We start from the raw sequence: 21,925 nt of genomic DNA on the forward strand, positions 1-21,925 counted from the left end.
TCACGTCATCGCCCGTCCGTCAGACCAGAGATGTGACCCACAGGATCGTCGCGTCCTCGTCGCTGACCGACACGACATTGTGGCCCATCGTGGCGTCGTAATAGGCGCTATCGCCGCGGCGCATTTCGATGGGTTCATAAAACTCGGTGTAGAGCCGGATCACACCGGTCAGGACATAGAGGAACTCTTCGCCGTCATGGCGGACCCAGCCATCGAATTCCTCGATGTTGCGGGCGCGGATGCGGGCGCGATAAGGCAGCATCTGCTTCTTGGTGAGCGTCTCGCCCAACAGTTCATGCTCATAGGTCGTCGTCGCCTGATGTGCGCCGCTCCCGACCTTCGTCACCGACATCCGCCCGTTGATCTTGTCCCGCTGCGGCGGTGTGAAAAGCTGTGGCACCGAAATCTCCAACCCCACGGCCAGTTTCTTCAGCGCGTCATAGGTAGGCGACATCTGCCCGTTTTCGATCTTGCTCAGGGTCGATCGCGCCAGCCCGGCCTGCGTCGCGGCCTGTTCCAGCGTCCATTTGCGCGCCTTGCGCAGCTCGCGCACACGGGCGCCGAGATTAAGGGGCTCGGTCTCGGTGTTCTTGCCGTTTTCACGTGCGATACGGATCAATGTGCCGTGGGTCTGAGTCATACCCTGTTTTATCGCAGCGCAGCGGCCACTTGCAACCGGCGCAACTCGGCCCTAAGCCAACAGGATGAGATCGGAATTCTACCAAGGCCCGCCCCCGTCCTGCCCCGCATCCTTTAACATGGCGGCCCATGTGCTGGGCCGTGCCGATGCGTCGCCCGACAAGGTGGCTCTTGCGGTCCTTGGCCTCTCCGGTGCCGAACGCTGGAGCTTCGGGCGGATCAAGGAAGCGGTGCTTGGCACCGCAACGGGCCTCCTGAACGCTGGCCTTGCACCGGGCGATATCGTCCTGATGCGGCTCGGCAACACGGTGGAGTTTCCGATTGCCTACCTGGCCTGCCTGAGTGTCGGACTGGTCCCGGTGCCGACCTCCTCGCAACTGACCGAGACCGAAGTGGCAGGCATCATCGCAACGCTCACCCCCAAGGCGATCCTTCTGGGTGATGGCATCGCCTGCCCGGAAAACACCATCCTGACGCTCGATCAGGCCACGCTCGAAGAGATGCGCAGCCTGCCGCCCGCCGACTATGACATGGGCGATCCCGACCGGCTCGCCTACATCATCTATACCTCCGGCACCTCCGGGGTGCCGCGTGCAGTGGCCCATGCGCATCGCGCCATCTGGGCGCGGCAGATGATGTTCGACGGCTGGTACGGCCTGACCCCGGAGGATCGGCTGCTGCATGCGGGGGCCTTCAACTGGACCTACACGCTTGGGACCGGATTGATGGACCCATGGACGGTCGGCGCGACGGCCCTGATCGCCGCGCCCGGCATCACACCGGAACAGCTTCCCCTACTGATGAAACGTCACGATGCCACGATTTTCGCCGCCGCCCCGGGTGTCTTTCGCAAGTTCCTGCGGGACGACACGCCCCTCGTCCTGCCGAAACTGCGCCATGCGCTTTCGGCGGGGGAGAAGATGCCCGACCGGGTGCGCGCCGCCTGGAACGAGGCCACCGGGACGAAGGTTTACGAAGCCTATGGCATGTCCGAATGCTCGACCTTCATTTCCGGCAGCCCGGCCCATCCGGCCAAACCGGGCGCCTTGGGCCGCCCCCAGACCGGGCGCCGGGTGGCGATCATGGGCGACGATGGCCCGGTCCCCCTCGGCGAAGAGGGCACCATCGCCATCCACAGCTCGGACCCCGGCCTGATGCTGGGATACCTGCATGCCGAGGACGACACCGCCGCGCGATATCGCGGGGACTGGTTCATCACCGGCGATCAGGGAAGCATGGATGAAGACGGTCAGATCACCTACCACGGCCGCGCCGATGACATGATGAACGCGGGCGGCTACCGCGTCTCACCATTGGAGGTGGAGGCCGTGCTCAACGCGCATCCCGGGATCACGCAGGCCGCCGTGACGGACATCGAGGTCAAGCAGGATGCGCGCCTCATCATGGCCTTCTATACCGGCCCTGCCCCGCTGCCCGATGACGAATTGCAGGCCCTTGCCGCCGATCACCTCGCCCCCTACAAACGGCCACGCGGCTACTACCACCTCGACAGCCTGCCCACCGGGGCCAATGGCAAACTCCTGCGGCGTGAACTGCGCCCGATCTATGAAGGCCTGCAATGATCAAGCTCGACATCATTTCCGATCCGATCTGCCCCTGGTGCTATATCGGCAAGACCCTCCTGGATCAGGCGTTGGCGGAACGGCCCGACCACCCCTTCGTGATCGAATGGCATCCGTTTCAACTCAACCCCGACATGCCTGCAGAAGGCATGGATAGGCGCGCATATCTCGAGGCCAAGTTTGGCGGCAAGGAGGGAGCGGTCAGGGCCTATGCGCCGGTACTGGAACGGGCCGAGGCGGCGGGCCTCAACATCGACTTTGCCGCGATCAAACGCACGCCCAACACGATCGACGCCCACCGCCTGCTGCATTGGGCGGGTATCGAGGAGAAGCAGGACGAGATGGCGATGGCCCTTTTTGCCGCCTATTTCGACGAAGGCCGTGACATTGGCGACGCCGAGGTGCTGGCCGATGTTGCCGATAGCCTTGGCATGGACGGCGCGGTGGTTCAGCGCCTGCTCAAGAGCACATCGGACCTGTCGGATATCCGCGCCCGCGATGCGCAGTTCCGCGAAATGGGCGTGACCGGTGTGCCGACCTTTATCGTTGGCGGTCAGCAGGCCGTCCCCGGATGCCAACCGGCGGAACTCTGGCTCAAGGTCATCGACGAACTCACCGCCAAGGCCGACCAAGCCAGCGAGGCGTGATAACCGCCCATCTCCCCGCCGGATACCTGACAGGGCGCGCGATCGCGCATTCAGGTACCTGTCTGTGGATGGCGGTGATTGGTGGCGTCCTGCCGGATCTCGACCTCATCTGGTTCTACCTCGTCGACAACCGGGCGTTTCATCACCATCACTATTGGGTGCACATCCCCGGATTCTGGCTCATGCTGGCGGCGCTTGTCCTTCCCGTCCTTCAGGTAACGAAGCCCCATTGGCTGCACCCGGCGCTGGCCTTTCTCGCAGGTATTTTCATGCATCTCTGCCTTGATACGGTGGCGGGCGGTATCAAATGGCTCTGGCCTCTTTCGGATCAACTCTACAGGCTTTTCGACATCCCGGCGCAGTATGGCCACTGGGTCTTGAACTTTATCCTGCACCCGGTATTCCTGCTGGAACTCCTGATCTGGGGACTGGCCCTCTGGGCTGTGATGCGCCCTGCCCACCCATCAAACAGGTGAGGAACCGCCATGTTCAGACTACTCACATTGATCACGACCCTGCCCCTCATCATCACGACGGGCACGATCTTTTTCAGATATGTCGAGGGATGGAGTTGGCTCGACGCCTATTTCTTTACCGTCGTAACACTTTCGACCGTTGGATATGGCGAACTCGTTCCCGCCACGGCCTTGGGCAAGATCGGCACGACGATCTTCATTTTCACCGGCCTCGGTGTCTTTGCCCTGACCATACAGCAATTTGCCTCCTTCGCTGTGCGCAAACGCGAAGAACACGCAGAGCGGCTTGCGCAACGGATGGCACGCCACGCGGTCGAAGGCGCCACATCTCCGGAAGATCCGGCCAAAGGTTGACCCCGCAGGCCCTGTGCGGATTTGGGTCTTGGGCTGTGCGCTGCGCACTCTGGTCCGATGCCGCAAGGAGTGATAGGCGACAGCCATGACCGAGACGACTGGATCAGCGGCCCGCACCCGTATGGGCAAGGTGGAATTCATCCTGTTGATGGCGATGATGGGCGGCGTGGTCGCCTTTGCCATCGACGCGATGCTGCCTGCCCTGCCGCGGATCGGTGCCGAACTGTCTCCGGATGCGCTGAACCGGGCGCAGTTGATCGTGACCTCGTTCGTCTTCGGGATGGGCCTCGGGACGTTCCTGGTCGGGCCGCTGTCGGATGCCTTCGGGCGCAAACCGGTGATCCTGGCGGGCTCGGTTATCTTTGCGCTGGCCGCGCTGGTGGCCATCATCACAACCTCCCTCGAACTTCTGATTGTTTCGCGGATCTTTCAGGGGTTTGGCGTCTCCGCCGCGCGGATCGTGTCGATGGCGATCATCCGCGACCTCTATTCGGGCCGTGAAATGGCCCGGCTCATGTCATTTGTCACGATGGTCTTCACCCTGGTCCCGGCGATCGGTCCCCTGATCGGCAGCGGAATCATCGCACTGGCGGGCTGGCGCGGCGTCTTTGGCAGCTTTGTGATCTTCACGGCGATCTACAGTCTCTGGATGACCACCCGCCTGACCGAGCCACTGCCAAGTGCCAAACGCCAACCCTTCCGCGCGACGACCCTCTGGCATGCAGTCAAAGAGGTCATGTCGGATCGCACCGTCGTGCTGGCCACCGCAGTGATGACACTCTGTTTTGCGGCACTTTGGGCATCGCTCAGTTCCATTCAACAAATCATGGGCGATACCTTCGGGCGTCCGAGTGAATTCCCTTACTGGTTTGGGATGATCGCCCTGATCGCCGGCGCGGCCAGCCTGATGAACGCCGCATTGGTCATGCGCTTCGGCATGCGCAGCCTGGTCAATGTGGCCCTTGGCGGACAAGTCGTGGCCTGCCTTCTGGCGCTTGTGGTGCTGCGGTTGGACCTGCCCCCCGGCACCCAGTTCGCGATCTACGTCGCGTGGCAGGCCAGCGTCTTTGCCATGGTCTCGCTAACGCTTGGCAACCTGACCTCGCTGGCGATGGAGCCGCTCGGCCATATCGCGGGGATGGCGGCCAGCGTCATCTCGGGCATTGCCACCGTCGGCTCGGTACTGCTGGCCATTCCCATTGGCCTCGCCTTCGACGGAACCCCCGTGCCGCTCATCCTCGGCGTACTGGTTTGTACCCTCCTCGGGCGGGTGATAATGGTACGGCTGAAGCGGGTTGAAGAATTTGCCGGCTAGGGCTGGACTTTATTTGTATACTATTGCATACCGCATATGAATCACCGCCGCGCATCCCCTTGGATACGGCGAAAACGTCAACCGGATCGAAAGGGGTCACCGATGGCCAACACACCCACGCCCGACATCATTTACACCAAAGTTGACGAAGCCCCCGAGCTGGCCAGCGCGTCGCTCCTGCCGATCATTCAACGGTTTGCCGCCGCCGCAGGCGTGTCGGTCGGCACCAAGGATATCTCGCTTGCGGGCCGCATTCTGGCGACCTTCCCCGATCACCTGACCGACGATCAGCGTATCGCCGATGACCTTGCCGAACTGGGTGAGCTGGTGAAGACACCCGAGGCCAACGTCATCAAACTGCCGAATATCTCGGCCTCCGTGCCGCAGCTTGTGGCCGCGATCAAAGAATTGCAATCCAAGGGCTTTACCGTCCCGGATTACCCCGAATCCCCCGCAACCGATGCGGAAAAAGAGGTGCGCGCCCGCTATGACACGATCAAGGGCTCAGCGGTGAACCCGGTCCTGCGCGAAGGCAATTCCGACCGCCGTGCCGCCAAGGCCGTCAAGGCATTTGCCCAGGCCAACCCGCACCGCATGGGCGACTGGTCCGCCGATAGCAAGACCCGCGTTGCGTCAATGTCCGGCAATGACTTCTTCTCCAACGAAGTGTCGGCCACGCTCGACGGTGCGTCAACCGCCAGGATCGTGCTTGAAACGGCCCAGGGCGAGACCGTGTTGAAAGACGATATCTCCTATCCCGCGGGGACTGTTGTCGATGCGACCTTCATGTCCGCCAAGGCGCTCGACAGTTTCCTCGCCACCGAAATCGACCGGGCCAAATCCGACGGCGTCCTCTTTTCGCTGCACATGAAGGCAACGATGATGAAGGTTTCGGACCCGATCATTTTCGGCCACGCGGTCAAGACCTTCCTCGCGCCTGTGTTCGACGCGCATGGCGACGCGATGGCGGCGCTTGGCGTCAACCCCAACCAGGGTCTTGGGGCGCTGTTGGAGAAAGTCGCGGACAATGCCGAGATCATGGCTGCGGTCGAGGCCTGCATGGCCGACCGCCCCCCGATGTACATGGTCAATTCCGACAAGGGCATCACCAACCTGCATGTGCCGTCGGACGTCATCATCGACGCCTCGATGCCCGCCCTGATCCGCGCGGGCGGCAAGGGTTGGGGCCCGGATGGCAAAGAGCATGACACAGTCTGCGTCATCCCCGATGACAGCTATGCGCCGGTCTATGACGAGGCGATCAACTTCTTCAAGGCCAACGGCAAGCTCGACCCTGCGACCGCGGGTACGGTGCAAAACCTTGGCCTGATGGCACAAAAGGCCGAGGAATACGGCTCGCACCCGACCACGTTCGAAATCCCGCAGGACGGCGTGGTCAAGATGATCCTCGACGATGGCACCGTGCTGCATTCGCACAATGTCGAAAAGGGTGATATCTGGCGCTCGGCCTCGGCCCGCAAGGCCCCGATCGAAGATTGGGTGAACCTCGCCATCGAACGCCAGAAGGCAACCGGGTACCGCGCGATCTTCTGGCTGGACGCCGACCGCGCCCATGACGCGGAGTTGATCGCCTATGTGAAACCCATCCTCGAAGCCAAGGGTGTTGCCGATAAGTTCGAAATCATGGCCCCGCGCGAGGCCACCCGTGCCTCGCTCGAGACCATTACCAAAGGCAAAAACACAATCGCCATCACCGGCAACGTGCTGCGCGACTACCTGACCGACCTCTTCCCGATCCTCGAACTGGCCACCTCGGCCAAGATGCTGTCGATTGTCAAACTGATGCAGGGCGGCGGGCTGTTTGAAACCGGCGCCGGTGGCTCGGCCCCCAAGCATGTTCAGCAATTGCAGGAGGAAAATCACCTCCGCTGGGATTCCCTTGGTGAATTCTGCGCTCTTGGGGAAAGCTTCAAGTTCCTCGCCGATGCCAAGGGCAATGCGGGGGCAAGGGTTCTGGGCGAAGCGGTCGAAGCTGCAACGCAAGGCATCCTTGACCATGGCCGCTCGCCCAGCCGCAAGGTCGGTGAGCCGGACAACCGTGACAGCCACTATTGGTTCGCGCGCTACTGGGCCGAGGCTCTTGCAGCACAAGATGAGGACGCAGAACTCGCCGCGGAATTCGCGCCGATTGCCGCCGCCCTGACCGAAAACGAGGCTCAGATCACAAGCGAACTGGCCGCAGCTCAGGGATCGCCCGCCGATACCGGTGGCTACTACACCGCCGATCCCGACAAGCTGGCCGCCGTCATGCGGCCCAGCGCCACGCTCAACGGCATCATCGGGTAACGCGCCTGATAAACGCAGAAAGGCGGGCCACTCTGGTCCGCCTTTTTCGTTTGACCCTTGAAATGGATGCGGGCGCGTGCCGGACCCCTACGCGGCGCAATCCGAAGGGATATCGCTCAGGAAGTCCCGGCGCTCCACTCCCGTGTCCGTGAACGTGCAGATGCTGCCCTGTGGCACCTCTTCCCAACCGGAACCGCCCGTCATCAACGGCTCGGAAACCACCATGTATCCCCGCAACTGCCGGCAATACCGGTAGTAGAGCGACGGCGCCCGGGTGTCGGACGCATAGCGCACCGCGTAAAGCGACGCGCCATCGGAATAGGCCGCCGAGAGGCGCATATGCGGCGCGGTGCCCCGGTCTTCGGACAAAAGCTGGATCTGCGCGACGGCCTCTTCCATCGCGGCGACGGGGCGGGTGTCCAAACCAAGACCCAGCGCGGTGAGAAAGATCGCCTCGCTGTCACTGGCGCCCTTACGGTCAGGGTAGAGCGCATCGGGGATCGCCATATCGACCTGCTTGCGGACGGCCTCGAACCCGCCGACCTGGCCGTTATGCATGAAACTCCACCGGCCAACAGCAAAGGGATGGCAATTGTTCCGGCTGATCGCGGAACCCGTGGACGCCCGCACATGCGCCAGAAAGAGCCGCGATTTCACCTGCCGCGCCACGGCCGCAAGGTTCGGATCGGACCAGGCCGGATAGACATCGCGGTAAAGACCCGGCTCAGTGCGGTGATCGTACCACGCGATACCAAAACCATCCGCGTTGGTGGCGGTCTTGCATTCATCCGCCTGCCGGCTCTGCACGATCAGGGAATGGTCAGGGCGGCTGATGATTTCCTCAAGAAAAATCGGCTGACCGATCCACGCGGCCCAGCGGCACATTTACTGACCCCGGTTGTGGGTCTTGGCGTACATCTGCGCGATCATCCGGCTCGCGGTTTTCTCGAAGGCGCAGGGGATGATGGCATGGATCAGCGCACAGAACCCGGCGGCAAAAAGCCGGAAGCTGAACTTGCCCGCAAAGGCCATATGCTCGAAATAGCTCTCATCAACGCTGCGGGGGTGGTCAAGAAAAATGCGGTTCATCATGGGTCTGTTCCTGTTCAGTGAGTGGCGTTTCATCAAAACTAGCCCATCAACAGGTTGAAATTTTCTCAAAGAGTCCCCGAATTTCATTGATGCCGAGATATTTTCCCACAATAATATTAATTCATGAGCATTATTGACGATATTGATCGTAAATTGTTGACAGAGCTGCAGAGGGATGCGGGCCTGCCTCTCGAAGAATTGGGCAATCGCGTGGGTCTCTCCCGCAATGCCTGCTGGCGGCGGATCAAGGCGCTGGAGGCCGCTGGTGTCATCCGCGCCAAGGTGGCCCTGCTGGACCCGGCGGCGGTTGGCCTGGGTCTTGAAGTGTTCATCCAGGTCAAGGCGGCCGCACATGACGCCGCCTGGCTCGAAAAATTTGCCCGCGCTACACGGGGAACGCCGGAGGTGACTGGTGTCTATCGCATGACCGGCGACCTCGATTACCTGATCCGCGCGCGCGTGGCCGACATGGCCGACTACGACCGGCTCTATCAAACCCTAATCGCGCGGGTGCCAATGGGTGATGTCTCCGCCAGCTTCGTGATGGAGGAGATCAAACACACCACGGAACTACCTCTGGCAAGGGCCGGACAGCGATGATCCGCCTCAAACGTCTCGTGATCGCGCTGCTGATCGTGGTACTGCTGCCGTCGCTTGGTTTCCGCGGTGCGGCCATGCTGCGCGAAACCCAAACCGCCGCGGAGGCACAACCCGAAACCGGGCGAATGGTCGATACGGGCCTTGGCGCGATCTATGTGCAGGAGGTCGGGCCAGTGGGGGGAACCCCGTTGTTGTTGGCCCATGGGACGGCCGCATGGTCGGGCCTCTGGGCCGAGACGATGACGGCGCTGGCCGAGCAGGGATACCGGGTGATCGCCTTTGACATGCCGCCCTTCGGCTTTTCTGACCGCGACCCGGCGGGTGATTACAGCCGCCAAACCCAGGCCAGGCGCATCCTGTCGCTGGTGGAGGCCCTCGGAACCCGTCCGGTTCTGATCGCGCATTCCTTCGGCGCCGCCCCGGCGACCGAGGCCGTGATGATGCGGCAAGAGGCATTTGCCGGGCTTGTGATCGTTGACGGCGCCCTGGGCCTCAACAGCCATGAGGCAGAAGCATCCCTGCCCCTTCCCCTGCGCCCCGCATGGCTGCGCCGGACAATCGTATCGCTCACGGGAACAAATCCGCTCCTGACAAAAACGCTCCTCTCCCAGCTTCTCTACGTCAAGGAGGCCGCCACGGATGAGGTCGTCGAGATCCTGCAGCGCCCGATGGTGATCGAAAGCTCAACCGCCGCCTTCGCAAACTGGCTGCCGTCGCTTCTGGTGCCGCCCAAGACGGCCCTTAGCACCCGCCCCGACAATTTCCGCGCGCTGGACCTGCCCACCCGGCTGATCTGGGGGGACAAGGACACGGTCACGCCGCCCGAACAGGCCGATGAGCTTGCCGCGCTGATCGGCCAGGGGCCGCCGCACCTGCTGACAGATGTTGGCCATATCCCCCAGATAGAGGCGCCCGAGGCATTTCAGGCCCTTCTCATCTCCGTGCTTTCCGATATGAAGGCAGGGAACTGAGCCGACAGGAAAAGCCATGCCCTTCACACTCGCCACCTGGAACATCAATTCGGTCCGCCTGCGCGCCCCGATCGTTTGCAAGCTCTTGAGCGAAGAGGCCCCCGATGTGCTCTGCCTGCAGGAATGCAAATCACCGGTCGACAAGATCCCGGTCGAGGATTTTGCCGCCCTCGGCTACACCCACATGATCGCGCGCGGCCAGAAGGGCTATAACGGCGTCGCCATCCTGTCGCGCCTGCCGATCGAAGAGGTCGGATCGCAGGATTTCGCAGATCTGGGCCATGCGCGCCACATCGCCGGGCGGCTGGAGAACGGGGTGACCGTCCACAATTTCTACGTCCCAGCGGGGGGCGATGTGCCGGATCGCGAGAAAAACGAGAAGTTTGGCCAGAAGCTCGACTACCTGACCGATATGCGCGACTGGTTCCACAGCGACACACCGCAGAAGTCCATCCTCGTCGGCGACCTGAACATCGCGCCGCGCGAAGATGACGTCTGGTCCCACAAGCAACTCCTCAAAGTGGTCAGCCACACGCCGATCGAAGTCGATCACCTCGCCGAAACCCAAGATGCGGGCAAATGGGTGGATGTGACCCGCGCCGATATCCCAGAGGGGCAGCTTTATAGCTGGTGGAGCTATCGCGCGCGGGATTGGGACGCGGCCGACAAAGGGCGCAGGCTCGATCATGTCTGGGCCACGCCGGATATCTCCAACGCCGCCCATTCCAGTCGCATCCTGCGGGACGCGCGGGGGTGGGATAAACCCTCGGACCACGCACCGGTTTTCGCGACCTTCGACCTCTAGGGCCACGGCCGGTCGATTAATTGCCTTTCGCGGCCCATCACCAGCAGCCCGCACCAAAAAAGTGCGTCAAACGGTGGTGAGATCCGTTCCGCAATTGGTGCAAAAACGATGCCCCCTGGTTCGCACCGCACCGCAATTGGTGCAATAGGCCAGGTGGACAGTCCCGTCAGACCGGCCCGAGGCGCGCTCATCGTGTTTGTCGTTATCGGCCGGGATATCTGCGCCGAAACGCTCCAGCGCCGCCAGCATCGCACCGGCGTTCTCATACCGCTCCATGCGCGGCGCGGTACAGGTTTCGATCATCCGGATCAGGTCATGATCCACATCGGCGTGACGCAGATAGGACTGCCAGTTGCCGTGCATCTTGTAGGTGACCGATCCCATGAGAAGCTGAAAGAAGATGACCCCAAGCGCATAGACATCATCGCGCGGGTGCGGCCCCTCGGCAGGGTCCTTCATCGGATCGGCATACATCGGCGTGAAGGCGCCCGGAAAATAGGCGCTTTTGGAAATGTCGGCATCGGTGTCATCGCCTGACGGTTCTGACTGCGCCAGGGCATAACCGATCCCGAAATCGGTGATCTTCACGCGGCCATCAGACGACATCATCAGGTTCGCGGGTTTCAGGTCACGGTGCACGATGCCGTTTTCATGCGCCAGCTGCATCGCGCGGGTGGCCATCTTCATCACGCTCACCACATCGGTGACCTGCGGCCTGGCTTTGCCGAACCCTTCGACCCAATTCACCAGGCTGCCGCCATCCATGTATTCAAACACCAGGAACGGCGGATCAGCGGTAAAGTTGGTTTGCATGAGCTGCACGAAATCCTTGGTCGGGTCATGCGCCCCGATCGTGTCCAGCGCGCGGATTTCATTCTTGAGCCCCGCCAGCAGCACCTTGTCGAAACAGAACTTCAAGGCCACGGGCCGCGTGCGGTTGAACTCCGTCGGATAGGCTTTCCAGACCTCGGCAAATCCGCCCATGCCCAACAGGGTGTCGAGTTTGAAATCATGCCCCTCGAGCTTGTAATTCGGCTGGAAACGCGGGGCGCGGATCGGGACGAACTTGGCCATCTCTTCGGCGCTTTGCGGGACTTGCGAGACCATCGTGGTCACATGGCCATCATCGCCACTGCGCCGCAACGCCTGCCGTGAGGTCATTGGAAGCGCGGCCAGGTAATTGACCAGTTCATCCTTCTGGGCCTGATCCATGCTGGTCCGGTCCAACTCGCGCCGGGCAATGTCATGGGCCTCGGCATAGCTCAGGTTCGACACCGCGACCATCGCCTCGGGCTGGGCCTCGGCAAACTGCCTGTTGATGACACGATAGGCGGCCACGGTTGCATGTTTCGCAAGCGCATAGACCGTGCGCTGCATCGGAATCGCCGTCCCGACCAGATCCTCAAGGACAGCGACCACGATGTCCTGAAAGATCTTTTCGCCGTTTATCGCCGTTGCCATTCAATGTTCCTTCATCAAACCGCAGCGCCCGTTCATGTCCAGCCCGTTCACCGGTCAGCCGGGTTCAGAAGCCGTAAAGCAGGACGCCGAGCAGCATCATCGAGACGTAAAATGCCCCGATCAACTTGAGTGCAATGATCGCCTTGCCCGCCAGTCCCGGCTGCGCACTGGTGGTGAGCCAGGTGAAAAGGCCCTTGTCCTCGGCTTCCAGCTCACGGCCGCATTGGCCGCAAAATCGGGCGGATGGGGGATTTTCAAACTGACAAGAACTACATTTCATCAATCGCCTCCCTTGCCGCGACGGGCAAAGACATGTTCGCTAAAATGGACCGGCCCCGATAGGCCGGGCGGCTGCAAATTCACTTTTCTCCGCCTGCATTGACCGGGAACCGCCCCTGTCTTGCCGCCCTCAATCAGAGCGATTGCGAAGGTCTAATGGCGCAACTTTAGCATTTCAGATGTGACTTGTTAAGCGGCAGGTTTGCCGGGGCCGCGGGTCATTCAGCCCCTCGCCCGTTGCCCCAACGTGGACCCAGCACATCACCTCCCAAGGGTCGTCGATCCGACCTTACCGTTCCCGTCCAAAGATTTCGCGCAGGATATTCTCGATCGGGTTGCCGCTCCGGCGGCGCTGCTGCCGGCGATTGTTGTCCTGGACAACCGCTTCGGGGGCAGGCCGCGTCATCGGCAGCGGATGGACGGGCGTGCCCTCGTGCACCCGGGTCATCGTCTCGTGCCAGATCTCCGCCGGAAGCCCCCCGCCGGTCACCCCGGACAGCGGCGTGTTGTCGTCATAGCCCATCCAGACACCGGTCACATAATCCGCCGTGAACCCGAGGAACCAGGCATCGCGGGCGGCCTGTGTCGTACCTGTCTTACCCGCGGCATCCCGGTCGGCGAGTTTCGCCCGCGCACCTGTACCGCCATTGACCACCTGGTACATCATCCACGTCAGCTCCCGCGCGGCGGCTTCCTGGATGACCCTTTCGCCGATGCCGCCAGTCTGATCCATGGTGGCCTCTTCATCCCCCAGCAGGCGCAGTTCGGTCAGACCATAGGGCGTTACCGACGATCCACCGTTGAGGATGCCTGCATAGGCCCCGGTCATCTCCAGAAGTGTGCTTTCCGATACGCCCAGCGCCAGCGCAGGACCGTCGGCAAGCGCATTGTCGATGCCGAATCCAGTTGCCACGTCTCGCACAAGATTGCGACCGACGCTTTCGCTGACCTTCACAGCCGGGATATTGAGCGATTGCCGCAGGGCCTGGACCAGATTGACCTTGCCGCGATACTTCCGATCATAGTTCTCCGGACACCAACGGCCCGAGCCAGGAATGTTCTGGCAATAAGGCTCATCAATTACCGTCGAATTCCAGTGATGCCCAAGCTCAAGCGCGGTGGCATATACAAAGGGTTTGAAAGCCGATCCGGTCTGACGCTTGGCCTGCGTCGCGCGGTTGAAGGCGCCCACGACCTTGGAATCGCGTCCACCAACCATGGCCCGCACGGCCCCGTCCGCGGACATAACGACGATCGCCGCCTGCGCCTTGGATCCTTCGCGCACCTTATTCTCGAAGATATAGTCCAGCGCCTCTTCCGCCGCCTTCTGTATCCGCTGGTCCAGCGTGGTGCGGATGATGACGTCTTCAGTCGTGTCGCGGGTGAAGAACTCGGGGCCGCTATCCATGACCCAATCGGCGAAATAGCCACCGGTCTGCGCCTTGGCGGCCTTGCTCAAGGTGGCGGGGTTGTTCTGCGCGTCGCGCATCTGCGCCGAGGTCAGGTAACCCTGTTCATACATGAGCCGCAGCACGGTTGCCGCGCGGTCCTGCGACCGTTGCAGGTTACTGGTGGGCGCCAATGACGAGGGTGCCGTCAGCAAACCGGCCAGCATCGCCGCTTCGGCGGCGTTCACCTGCGCGGCGGATTTGCCGAAATAACGTTGGGACGCGGCCTCGGCCCCATAGGCGCCGCCGCCCATGTAGGCCCGGTTGAGATAGATCGAGAGGATTTCGTTCTTGCTGTACTTGGCCTCCATGGCCAGCGCATAGACCGCCTCCTTGATCTTGCGTGACATCGACCCGCGGCGGCAGTCATTCACATAAGCCGCCTCGTCCTTCCATTGGCTTTTGTCATACTCGACGCCCAGGCAGAGCAGCTTCGCGGTCTGCTGCGTGATGGTCGATCCACCATGCCCGCTAAGCGGCCCGCGCCCTTCGCTGAGATTGATGCGCACAGCACTGGCGACGCCCCGCGGGCTGATCCCGAAATGGCGATAAAACCGCTTGTCCTCGGTCGCAACCACGGCGTTCTTGAGATGCTTGCTGACCGTCTCGGCCGACACCTCGCCACCGAACTGATCCCCGCGCCAGGCAAACACGTCGCCCTCCCGGTCGAGAAGCGTCACAGAGCCCCGTGCCCGCCCGTCGAGTAGTTCGGTCAGATCCGGCAGCGTTGTGTAGACATATCCGACGGCCAGGCCGACCACCACGGCAACGACCGCCGTGACCCGCCAGGTGACCCACCAGACAATCCGCAGAAACCACCGAATGATGCGCAGGAAAAAGGCGACAATCGGATTGCGCTTGCGCGCGGGCGCCCGCCGCTTGCGTTTGGCCGCAGGCTTGCGCCGGGTCGTCGTCTTGGACTTGGACCTGCTCTTGCTATAGCGTTTTTCAGCCACCAAAGGCGGCTTTTTCCCACCGGATTTACTCATGCTTGCCCTGCCCGGACCCTTTTGTTTTGGCGCACTCTACCCTGCCACGGGGGAAATGTAGACCCCCGGTCGCGCGGCATCGGGGCTTTTTTGAGCTGCTGAATTTTCAATCATCTCTGAAATTTTGCACAAATTTTCCGCAACAGCCCCGCATTCTTCCCGCCATTCCCCGCTCCAATCTTTCGCTGCACCGCAGAATCAACTCACCTCTGGCTCATCGAAATATGTGTCCGACAGGCCACCAATAAAAGGGGAACCAAGGTGAAACTGATCATAGCAACGGTCAAACCCTTCAAACTGGACGAAGTACGCGAGGCGCTGACCGATATCGGCATCCGCGGCATGATGGTAACGGAAATCAAGGGCTTCGGCACCCAGTCCGGCCATACCGAGATTTATCGCGGCGCCGAATATGCCGTGAACTTCGTCCCCAAAATCAAGCTGGAAATCGCGGTGAGTGCCGCCATGGCCGATCAGGTGGTTGAAACCATCACCGGCGCGGCGCGGACCGGCAAAATCGGCGATGGCAAGATTTTTGTCCTCGACCTCCAGCAAGCCATCCGGGTGCGCACCGGCGAGACCGATGACGACGCCCTCTGAACCATCCCACTACAGGAGAAACCATATGCAATCCCTACCCAAGACGGGCCTTGCCGCAGCCCTTGTCATGCTGCCCGGCATGGGCCTCGCGCAGGAGGCCGACACGACGCCTCTCAACGCCGATATCGGCTTCATCTTCACCACGTTCATGTTCCTCGTTTCGGGCTTCCTGGTCTTCTTCATGGCCGCCGGGTTCGCCATGCTCGAGGCCGGGCTGGTCCGCGGCAAGAACGTCGCGATGCAGCTTACCAAGAACGTGGCGCTGTTTTCGCTGGCGTCGCTCTTCTACTACATCCTCGGCTACAACCTGATGTACCCGGGCGATGGCTGGTCGATCGACGGCATGTTGGGCGCGTTTTCGGTAACCTCCCTTGAACCCGTGGGCCTCGAAGGGGCGGACCCTGACCTGACCTATGCCTCGGTTGGCTCGGACTTCTTCTTCCAGCTGATGTTCTGCGCCGCCACGGCATCCATCGTCTCGGGCGCCCTGGCCGAGCGGATCAAGCTCTGGCCCTTCCTCGTCTTCGTCGTCCTGCTGACCGCGGTGATCTACCCGATCCAGGCGAGCTGGAAATGGGGCGGTGGCTTCCTTGACGGCATGGGCTTCCAGGATTTCGCTGGCTCGACCGTTGTACATTCCGTCGGTGGCTGGGCGGCGCTCACTGGCGCGATCATCCTCGGGCCGCGCCTTGGCAAGTACAAGGATGGCCGCGTCACGCCCTTCCCCGGGTCCAATCTGGCACTGGCGACACTCGGCACGTTCATCCTCTGGCTGGGCTGGTTCGGCTTCAACGGCGGCTCGCAGCTCTACATGGACACTGCCGGAAACGTGGCTGATATCAGCCGCATCTTCTCCAACACCAACACCGCTGCCGCAGCAGGGGCGGTCGTGGCGCTCATCATGACGCAGATCATGTACAAGAAACCTGACCTCACGATGATCCTGAACGGTGCGCTGGCGGGCCTCGTGTCGATCACCGCCGAACCGCTGACGCCGTCGCTGATCCAATCCACCCTGATCGGTGGGGTCGGAGGCGCCATCGTGGTCTTTGCGGTGCCGATGCTCGACAAGCTCAAGATCGACGATGTGGTGGGCGCCATCCCGGTGCACCTCTTCGCCGGCATCTGGGGCACGATTGCGGTCGTCTTCACCAATGACGCCGCCAATATCGGTACGCAGCTCTATGCCATCCTCGTGGTCGGTGCCTTCGTGACGATCACCTCGGCCATTGTATGGGTCGTGCTAAAGTCCACCATGGGCCTGCGTGTCGACGAAGAGGTCGAGATCAACGGTCTCGACATGGCGGAACTGGGCATGGAGGCGTATCCCGAGTTCTCCGCCACCTGACCGGAATCCTGTTATCCAAGCCAAGTGGCCCCGGGCGTTCGCGCCCGGGGTATTTTCGTGAGCGGCCTCCATGGGACGCACATCCCTTGTGCAAAACCTGCGACTTGGAAAAACCCGCACCCGGGCTAGATTTCCGAAAAAGACACAGGAAAAGCGCGATGGATATTCAACACACGTCAAGCGACAGCAAAGGTCGCTATGCGGTATCTGCCCCCGAGGGTGGGCAAGCCTATATGACCTATTCCCGCGCGGGCGATACCTTGATGATCATCGACCATACCGAGGTGCCCGAGGCCCTGCGCGGCAAGGGATATGGGGCCGCCCTGGTCGAACGTGCGGTCACGGATGCCCGCGAGGCCGGGGTCAAGATCGTCCCGCTTTGCCCCTTTGCCGCAGCGCAATTCCGACGTCATACTGAATGGCATGATGTGCTTTCCTGACACGCCAACGCGAAAGAACACGAGATGAGCTGGAACCCGACACTTGATCCGACTTGCCCTGATGCCGGCCAACTTGACGACATCGAAACCCTGATCATCCCGCGCGCCCGCGACCTGGGCGGTTTCGAAGTCCGCCGCGCCCTGCCCGCCCCGCAGCGGCAGATGGTCGGACCCTTCATCTTCTTCGATCAGGCGGGCCCGGCGGAATTTCTGACCGGCCAGGGGATCGACGTCCGCCCGCATCCCCATATCGGCCTCGGGACTGTGACCTATCTCTACGAGGGGGAGTTCGAGCACCGCGACAGTCTCGGCACCCATCAGATGATCTATCCCGGCGAGGTCAACTGGATGGTTGCGGGCCACGGTGTTACCCATTCCGAACGCACCAGCGAAGCCACGCGCAAAGGCGAAAGCAAACTCTTCGGCATCCAGACCTGGGTCGCACTGCCGGAAAGCGCCGAGGAAAACACCGCCAGTTTTGAACATCATGGCGAAGGCGCCTTGCCCCTCCTCGAAGGAGAGGGCAAATCACTGCGCCTGATCATGGGCCGTGGTTGGGGCGAAAAAGCACCGGTCAGCACCTTTACCGACATGTTCTATGCCGACGTGGTGCTTGAGCCGGGCGCGATGCTGCCTTTGCCCGAAGATCACGAGGATCGCGGCGTCTACATCACGACCGGTTCAGTCGAGATCGCGGGAGAGACATTCGAGGCGGGCCGCATGATGGTCTTCCGGCCCGGTGATGCGATCACCATCCGGGCGGGCGAACAAGGTGCACGCCTGATGGCGCTTGGCGGCGAAACCCTGAACGGCCCACGCCATATCTGGTGGAATTTCGTCGCGTCCTCGCGCGAAAAGATCGACGCCGCAAAAGAAGCCTGGGCCGCCGGTGACTGGACCCATGGCCGCTTCCAGCTCCCGCCGGGCGACGACCAGGAGTTTATCCCGCTACCTTGACGCCCCAAACCGGCTCGGGCCTCCTGACCTTAACCCGCGTTGATCCTTTGCGGTGCGCCGGTCCCCATATTGATCCCGAGATAGGGCTGTTTGGCCTTCTTCCACGCCGCAAACCCGCCGCCCAAATGCGCAACCCGGTCCATGCCCGCCTCGAGACACGCCTTGGCCACCTTCTCCGACCGCACGCCACCGGCGCAGTGAAAGACGATCCGTTTATCCGATTGACCCGGCAGCTTTTCGGCACGGAAGAACGACATTGGCGATAACAACGCGCCTTCGATATGCTCAAGCCCGTATTCCTGCACGGTGCGCACGTCGATCAAAACGATCTCATCCGCTTCCCAGGCCGCGGCGACCTCCTCAACCGTCCACGTCTCCAATACCGCGTTCCCGATATCTTCGCTCTGCATTTCAACCTCTTTTCTGACCGGCGATTACGCGGCAAAGTCTACTCGGGCAAAGGGTGATCTGCCACCGATATCCGTTTCCCGAATCGCGACATATTGTGCTAAGTCTTGTGGTATGGCCCAATCCGCCCCCCACATAAGCGAAAACCGTCCCGTTATTCGCCAACTTGACGATGCCGCGATCAACCGGATCGCCGCGGGCGAGGTGGTGGAACGGCCCGCCTCCGCGGTCAAGGAACTGGTGGAAAACGCGCTCGATGCCGGGGCCACGCGGATCGACATTGCCTATGCGGATGGCGGCAAGACCCTGATCCGGGTGACGGATGATGGCTGCGGCATTGCGCCCGAGGATCTATCGCTGGCGCTCTCGCGCCATGCCACGTCCAAAATCGACGGCTCGGACCTCCTGAACATCCACACGTTCGGCTTTCGCGGAGAGGCGCTGCCCTCCCTTGGGGCGGTGGGCCGCCTGACGCTGACCTCGCGCGCCGCGGGGCACGAGGCGGCGGAAATCAACGTCCATGGCGGGGAGATGAGCGCGGTCAAACCCGCGGCCCTCAACGCCGGCACGATTGTCACCCTGCGCGATCTCTTCTATGCCACCCCCGCGCGCCTCAAATTCATGCGCACGGACCGGGCCGAGGCGCAGGCGATCACCGACACGATCAAACGCCTTGCCATGGCCGAACCTTTCGTGGGTTTCACCCTGCGCGATGTCTCGGGCGGCGGCGAAGGCCGGGTGACCTTCCGTGCCGATCCGGAAACCGGTGATCTCTTCGGCGCATTGCATGGGCGGCTTGCCCGAATCCTCGGCACGGATTTTGCCGAAAACGCGCTCAGGATCGACGCCACGCGCGAAGGTCTGCGGATGACCGGATTTGCGGCGCTGCCAACCTATTCGCGCGGCTCCGCAGTGGCGCAGTACCTCTTCGTCAATGGCCGCCCGGTGCGCGACAAGATGCTCTATGGCGCGCTCAGGGCCGCCTATCACGACTTTCTGAGCCGTGATCGCCACCCGGCGGCGGCGCTTTTCATCGACTGCGACCCCACGCTGGTGGATGTAAACGTGCACCCCGCCAAATCCGAAGTGCGGTTCCGCGATCCGGGGCTGGCGCGCGGGCTGATCGTCTCCGGGCTGCGCCACGCGCTGGCCGAGGCCGGGCATCGCGCGTCGACCACCGTGGCCGGGGCGACCCTGGGCGCTTTCATTCCGGAACCGTCCGGCCCACGCGTCTATCAGATGGACCGCCCGTCATCAGAGGCCCGTACAGCGAGCTACCAGGCCCAGGCCCCCGGGTTTGACGAAATGCGCAGCGATTACAGCGCCCGCGTCGAACCGGTCACCGAAGAGCCGGAAACCGCGCCGCAGGACCTTCCCCTTGGCGCGGCCCGGGCGCAGGTGCATGAAAACTACATCATCGCCCAGACCGCCGACGGCATGGTCATCGTCGATCAGCACGCCGCCCATGAGCGGCTCGTCTATGAAAATCTGAAGCGCCAGATGGCTGAAAACGGCGTACCCTCGCAGGCGCTTCTCATCCCCGAGATTGTTGAACTGTCCGAAGGGGATGCCGCGCGCCTGCTGGAACTCGCGGAAGATCTGGCAATGCTTGGCCTCGTGATCGAAGCCTTCGGCCCTGGCACCATCGCGGTGCGGGAAACGCCCGCCATCCTGGGTCAGATCGACTCGCGGGCGATGATCCTGGATATCCTCGATGAACTGGCGGATCAGGGCGACAGCATCTCGGTCCGCGCGCGGATCGAGGCCATCCTGAGCCGTGTTGCCTGCCATGGGTCGATCCGGTCAGGACGCCGGATGCAGGCCGACGAAATGAATGCGCTTCTGCGCGAGATGGAGTCGACGCCCCATTCCGGCCAATGCAATCACGGGCGCCCCACCTATGTGGAGCTCAAGCTCTCTGATATCGAACGGCTTTTCGGGCGCACATGATCCAGATCGGCAGCCATAGTTTTGATCTGAGCGATCCGCTGACCCTTGCCGCCCTGATCGGTGGCGGCGCGGTGCTGGTCATGTTGATCCTGCTCGTGATGAGCGTGCGCGCCGCTGGCCGCTCGGCCCGGACGGTCGAGGACGTGGTGCAGCAGGTCGGGCAACTCAATCGCGACATGCAGACCATCGGCCAGAACCAGCATCAGCTTTCCGGCAACCTGCAAACGGTCAGCGAGACCCAGGCCAATGGGCAGTTGCAGGTGATCCAGACCGTGGAAAACCGCCTTGCAGATGTGCAGCTTCAGATGAACGAGAAGCTCGCCGAAAATGCCCGCCGCGCGGCCCTGGCCCTGACCGAGATGCAGGACCGGATGAAAGAGACGCTGCATGGCTCGTCCGAGAAGACCACCGAGTCACTGACGCAGTTGCAGGAACGCCTCGCCACCATCGACAAGGCGCAGACCAATATCGAAAAGCTCAGCGGCGATGTGTTGAGCTTGCAGGATATCCTGTCGAACAAGCAGACCCGCGGCGCGTTCGGGGAAATCCAGCTCAACGATATCGTCTCCAAGGCCCTGCCCGCCGATGCCTATAGTTTCCAGGCGACGCTCAGCAACGGACGCCGCGCCGATTGCCTGATCCACCTGCCGAACCCGCCGGGGCCCATCGTGATCGACGCCAAATTCCCGCTTGAGGCCTACGAGGCGCTTGTCGCAGCCGACACCAAAGAGGCCTCCGCCCGGGCGCTGGCCGACCTCAAGACCGCCGTCCGGACCCATATCAACGCGATATCCGAGCGCTACCTAATCGAAGACGAAACCGCCGATGGCGCGCTGATGTTCCTGCCCTCCGAGGCGGTTTATGCGGAGCTTCATGCCCGCCTGCCTGATGTCGTCCGCTATGGTTTCAACGCGCGGGTCTGGATCGTTTCGCCAACCACTTGCATGGCCACGCTCAACACGATGCGAGCGATCCTCAAAGACGCCCGGATGCGCGAACAGGCAGGTGCGATCCGCAAGGCGCTCAAACAACTGCATCGCGACGTGGAGATCATCGGCGAGAAGGCCACCAAGCTCGAAACCCATCTGCGGCAGGCGGGCGATGATGTGTCGGGTGTCATCACGGCGGCCACGCGCGCGGGCAAACGCGCCGACCGGCTCGACAATTTCGATTTCGAGGAACTCACCCCCGAGGCCGACCCGGCAAACATCGTAAAGCTGGCCAAGGATTAGCCGCGTCAACATCGCCGGCCTGGT

At 62.2% G+C, this 21,925-nt stretch carries 22 protein-coding genes; 15 read left to right on the top strand and 7 right to left on the bottom strand.

The features are described 5' to 3' along the window. Window positions 1-19: 19 nt before the first annotated feature. Entirely contained in the window at window positions 20-640 is a 621-nt protein-coding gene (locus RBB29_RS03895) for a helix-turn-helix domain-containing protein (RefSeq protein ID WP_306112866.1), read from the bottom strand. A gap of 64 nt (window positions 641-704) precedes the next feature. Here RBB29_RS03895 and RBB29_RS03900 point away from each other — a divergent pair, with 64 nt between their 5' ends. The 6 genes from RBB29_RS03900 to RBB29_RS03925 all read left to right on the top strand — a co-directional run bounded on the left by RBB29_RS03900 (window position 705) and on the right by RBB29_RS03925 (window position 7,321). Then, window positions 705-2,222: a class I adenylate-forming enzyme family protein gene (locus RBB29_RS03900; protein ID WP_306112867.1), complete on the top strand. Its 1,518-nt coding sequence runs from the start codon at window positions 705-707 to the stop codon at window positions 2,220-2,222. Next, entirely contained in the window at window positions 2,219-2,869 is a 651-nt protein-coding gene (locus RBB29_RS03905; RefSeq protein ID WP_306112868.1) for a DsbA family protein, read from the top strand. Before RBB29_RS03900 ends, RBB29_RS03905 begins: the two co-directional genes overlap by 4 nt. Continuing rightward, entirely contained in the window at window positions 2,866-3,345 is a 480-nt protein-coding gene (locus tag RBB29_RS03910) for a metal-dependent hydrolase (protein WP_306112869.1), read from the top strand. The genes RBB29_RS03905 and RBB29_RS03910 overlap by 4 nt, the downstream gene beginning before the upstream one ends. A 9-nt stretch (window positions 3,346-3,354) precedes the next feature. Beyond that, window positions 3,355-3,699 carry a potassium channel family protein gene (locus RBB29_RS03915; RefSeq protein WP_306112870.1) on the top strand — a complete coding sequence of 115 codons (345 nt, stop codon included), beginning with the start codon at window positions 3,355-3,357 and terminating at the stop codon, window positions 3,697-3,699. 85 nt (window positions 3,700-3,784) lie between these two features. Continuing rightward, window positions 3,785-5,014: a multidrug effflux MFS transporter gene (locus tag RBB29_RS03920; RefSeq protein WP_306112871.1), complete on the top strand. Its 1,230-nt coding sequence runs from the start codon at window positions 3,785-3,787 to the stop codon at window positions 5,012-5,014. Between the two features lie 102 nt (window positions 5,015-5,116). Further along, a complete protein-coding gene (locus RBB29_RS03925) occupies window positions 5,117-7,321 on the top strand; it encodes an NADP-dependent isocitrate dehydrogenase (RefSeq protein ID WP_306112872.1) in 2,205 nt (734 codons plus the stop codon). Window positions 7,322-7,408: 87 nt separating this feature from the next. Here RBB29_RS03925 and RBB29_RS03930 read toward each other — a convergent pair whose 3' ends face one another. After that, a complete protein-coding gene (locus tag RBB29_RS03930; RefSeq protein ID WP_306112873.1) occupies window positions 7,409-8,206 on the bottom strand; it encodes a class II glutamine amidotransferase in 798 nt (265 codons plus the stop codon). After that, a complete protein-coding gene (locus RBB29_RS03935; RefSeq protein ID WP_306112874.1) occupies window positions 8,207-8,413 on the bottom strand; it encodes a DUF6356 family protein in 207 nt (68 codons plus the stop codon). A 123-nt stretch (window positions 8,414-8,536) separates the two neighbouring features. Here RBB29_RS03935 and RBB29_RS03940 point away from each other — a divergent pair, with 123 nt between their 5' ends. The 3 genes from RBB29_RS03940 to RBB29_RS03950 are packed head-to-tail and all read left to right on the top strand — an operon-like array spanning window position 8,537 to window position 10,789. Beyond that, complete coding sequence (locus tag RBB29_RS03940) at window positions 8,537-9,013, top strand: Lrp/AsnC family transcriptional regulator (RefSeq protein ID WP_306112875.1); 477 nt, start codon at window positions 8,537-8,539, stop codon at window positions 9,011-9,013. Next, window positions 9,010-9,984, top strand: a complete 975-nt coding sequence (locus tag RBB29_RS03945) for an alpha/beta fold hydrolase (RefSeq protein WP_306112876.1) — start codon at window positions 9,010-9,012, stop codon at window positions 9,982-9,984. The genes RBB29_RS03940 and RBB29_RS03945 overlap by 4 nt, the downstream gene beginning before the upstream one ends. 16 nt (window positions 9,985-10,000) lie before the next feature. Then, window positions 10,001-10,789, top strand: coding sequence for an exodeoxyribonuclease III (locus RBB29_RS03950; protein WP_306112877.1), 789 nt, complete (start codon window positions 10,001-10,003; stop codon window positions 10,787-10,789). A gap of 66 nt (window positions 10,790-10,855) precedes the next feature. On the opposite strand, the gene RBB29_RS03955 is transcribed toward RBB29_RS03950, so the two are convergent. From RBB29_RS03955 to RBB29_RS03965, 3 genes are all read right to left on the bottom strand, one after another. Beyond that, window positions 10,856-12,250, bottom strand: coding sequence for a protein kinase (locus tag RBB29_RS03955; protein WP_306112878.1), 1,395 nt, complete (start codon window positions 12,248-12,250; stop codon window positions 10,856-10,858). Between the two features lie 64 nt (window positions 12,251-12,314). Then, the gene (locus RBB29_RS03960) at window positions 12,315-12,530 is read right to left on the bottom strand and encodes a zinc ribbon domain-containing protein (RefSeq protein ID WP_306112879.1); all 216 of its coding nucleotides are present in this window, start codon (window positions 12,528-12,530) and stop codon (window positions 12,315-12,317) included. Between the two features lie 288 nt (window positions 12,531-12,818). Next, window positions 12,819-14,966, bottom strand: a complete 2,148-nt coding sequence (locus RBB29_RS03965; protein ID WP_306112880.1) for a transglycosylase domain-containing protein — start codon at window positions 14,964-14,966, stop codon at window positions 12,819-12,821. A 261-nt stretch (window positions 14,967-15,227) separates the two neighbouring features. On the opposite strand from RBB29_RS03965, the gene RBB29_RS03970 reads away from it, so the two are divergent. The 4 genes from RBB29_RS03970 (at window position 15,228) to RBB29_RS03985 (ending at window position 18,311) form a co-directional block, all read left to right on the top strand. After that, a complete protein-coding gene (locus tag RBB29_RS03970; RefSeq protein WP_306112881.1) occupies window positions 15,228-15,566 on the top strand; it encodes a P-II family nitrogen regulator in 339 nt (112 codons plus the stop codon). Window positions 15,567-15,591: 25 nt separating this feature from the next. Next, a complete protein-coding gene (locus RBB29_RS03975) occupies window positions 15,592-16,914 on the top strand; it encodes an ammonium transporter (protein WP_306112882.1) in 1,323 nt (440 codons plus the stop codon). A 158-nt stretch (window positions 16,915-17,072) separates the two neighbouring features. Next, window positions 17,073-17,354, top strand: coding sequence for a GNAT family N-acetyltransferase (locus tag RBB29_RS03980; RefSeq protein ID WP_306112883.1), 282 nt, complete (start codon window positions 17,073-17,075; stop codon window positions 17,352-17,354). Window positions 17,355-17,378: 24 nt separating this feature from the next. Next, window positions 17,379-18,311 (top strand): pirin family protein, encoded by a 933-nt coding sequence (locus RBB29_RS03985; RefSeq protein ID WP_306112884.1) that lies wholly within the window; start codon window positions 17,379-17,381, stop codon window positions 18,309-18,311. Window positions 18,312-18,340: 29 nt separating this feature from the next. On the opposite strand, the gene RBB29_RS03990 is transcribed toward RBB29_RS03985, so the two are convergent. After that, window positions 18,341-18,721: a rhodanese-like domain-containing protein gene (locus RBB29_RS03990; RefSeq protein ID WP_306112885.1), complete on the bottom strand. Its 381-nt coding sequence runs from the start codon at window positions 18,719-18,721 to the stop codon at window positions 18,341-18,343. A 112-nt stretch (window positions 18,722-18,833) separates the two neighbouring features. Between RBB29_RS03990 and mutL the strand changes: the two genes are divergently transcribed. Beyond that, a complete protein-coding gene (gene mutL / locus RBB29_RS03995; protein WP_306112886.1) occupies window positions 18,834-20,669 on the top strand; it encodes a DNA mismatch repair endonuclease MutL in 1,836 nt (611 codons plus the stop codon). After that, window positions 20,666-21,901: a DNA recombination protein RmuC gene (locus tag RBB29_RS04000; RefSeq protein ID WP_306112887.1), complete on the top strand. Its 1,236-nt coding sequence runs from the start codon at window positions 20,666-20,668 to the stop codon at window positions 21,899-21,901. Before mutL ends, RBB29_RS04000 begins: the two co-directional genes overlap by 4 nt. Window positions 21,902-21,925: the final 24 nt, after the last annotated feature.

Origin of the sequence: Roseovarius sp. MMSF_3359 (genome assembly GCF_030733385.1) — a bacterium.
Classification (GTDB): Bacteria; Pseudomonadota; Alphaproteobacteria; order Rhodobacterales; family Rhodobacteraceae; genus Roseovarius.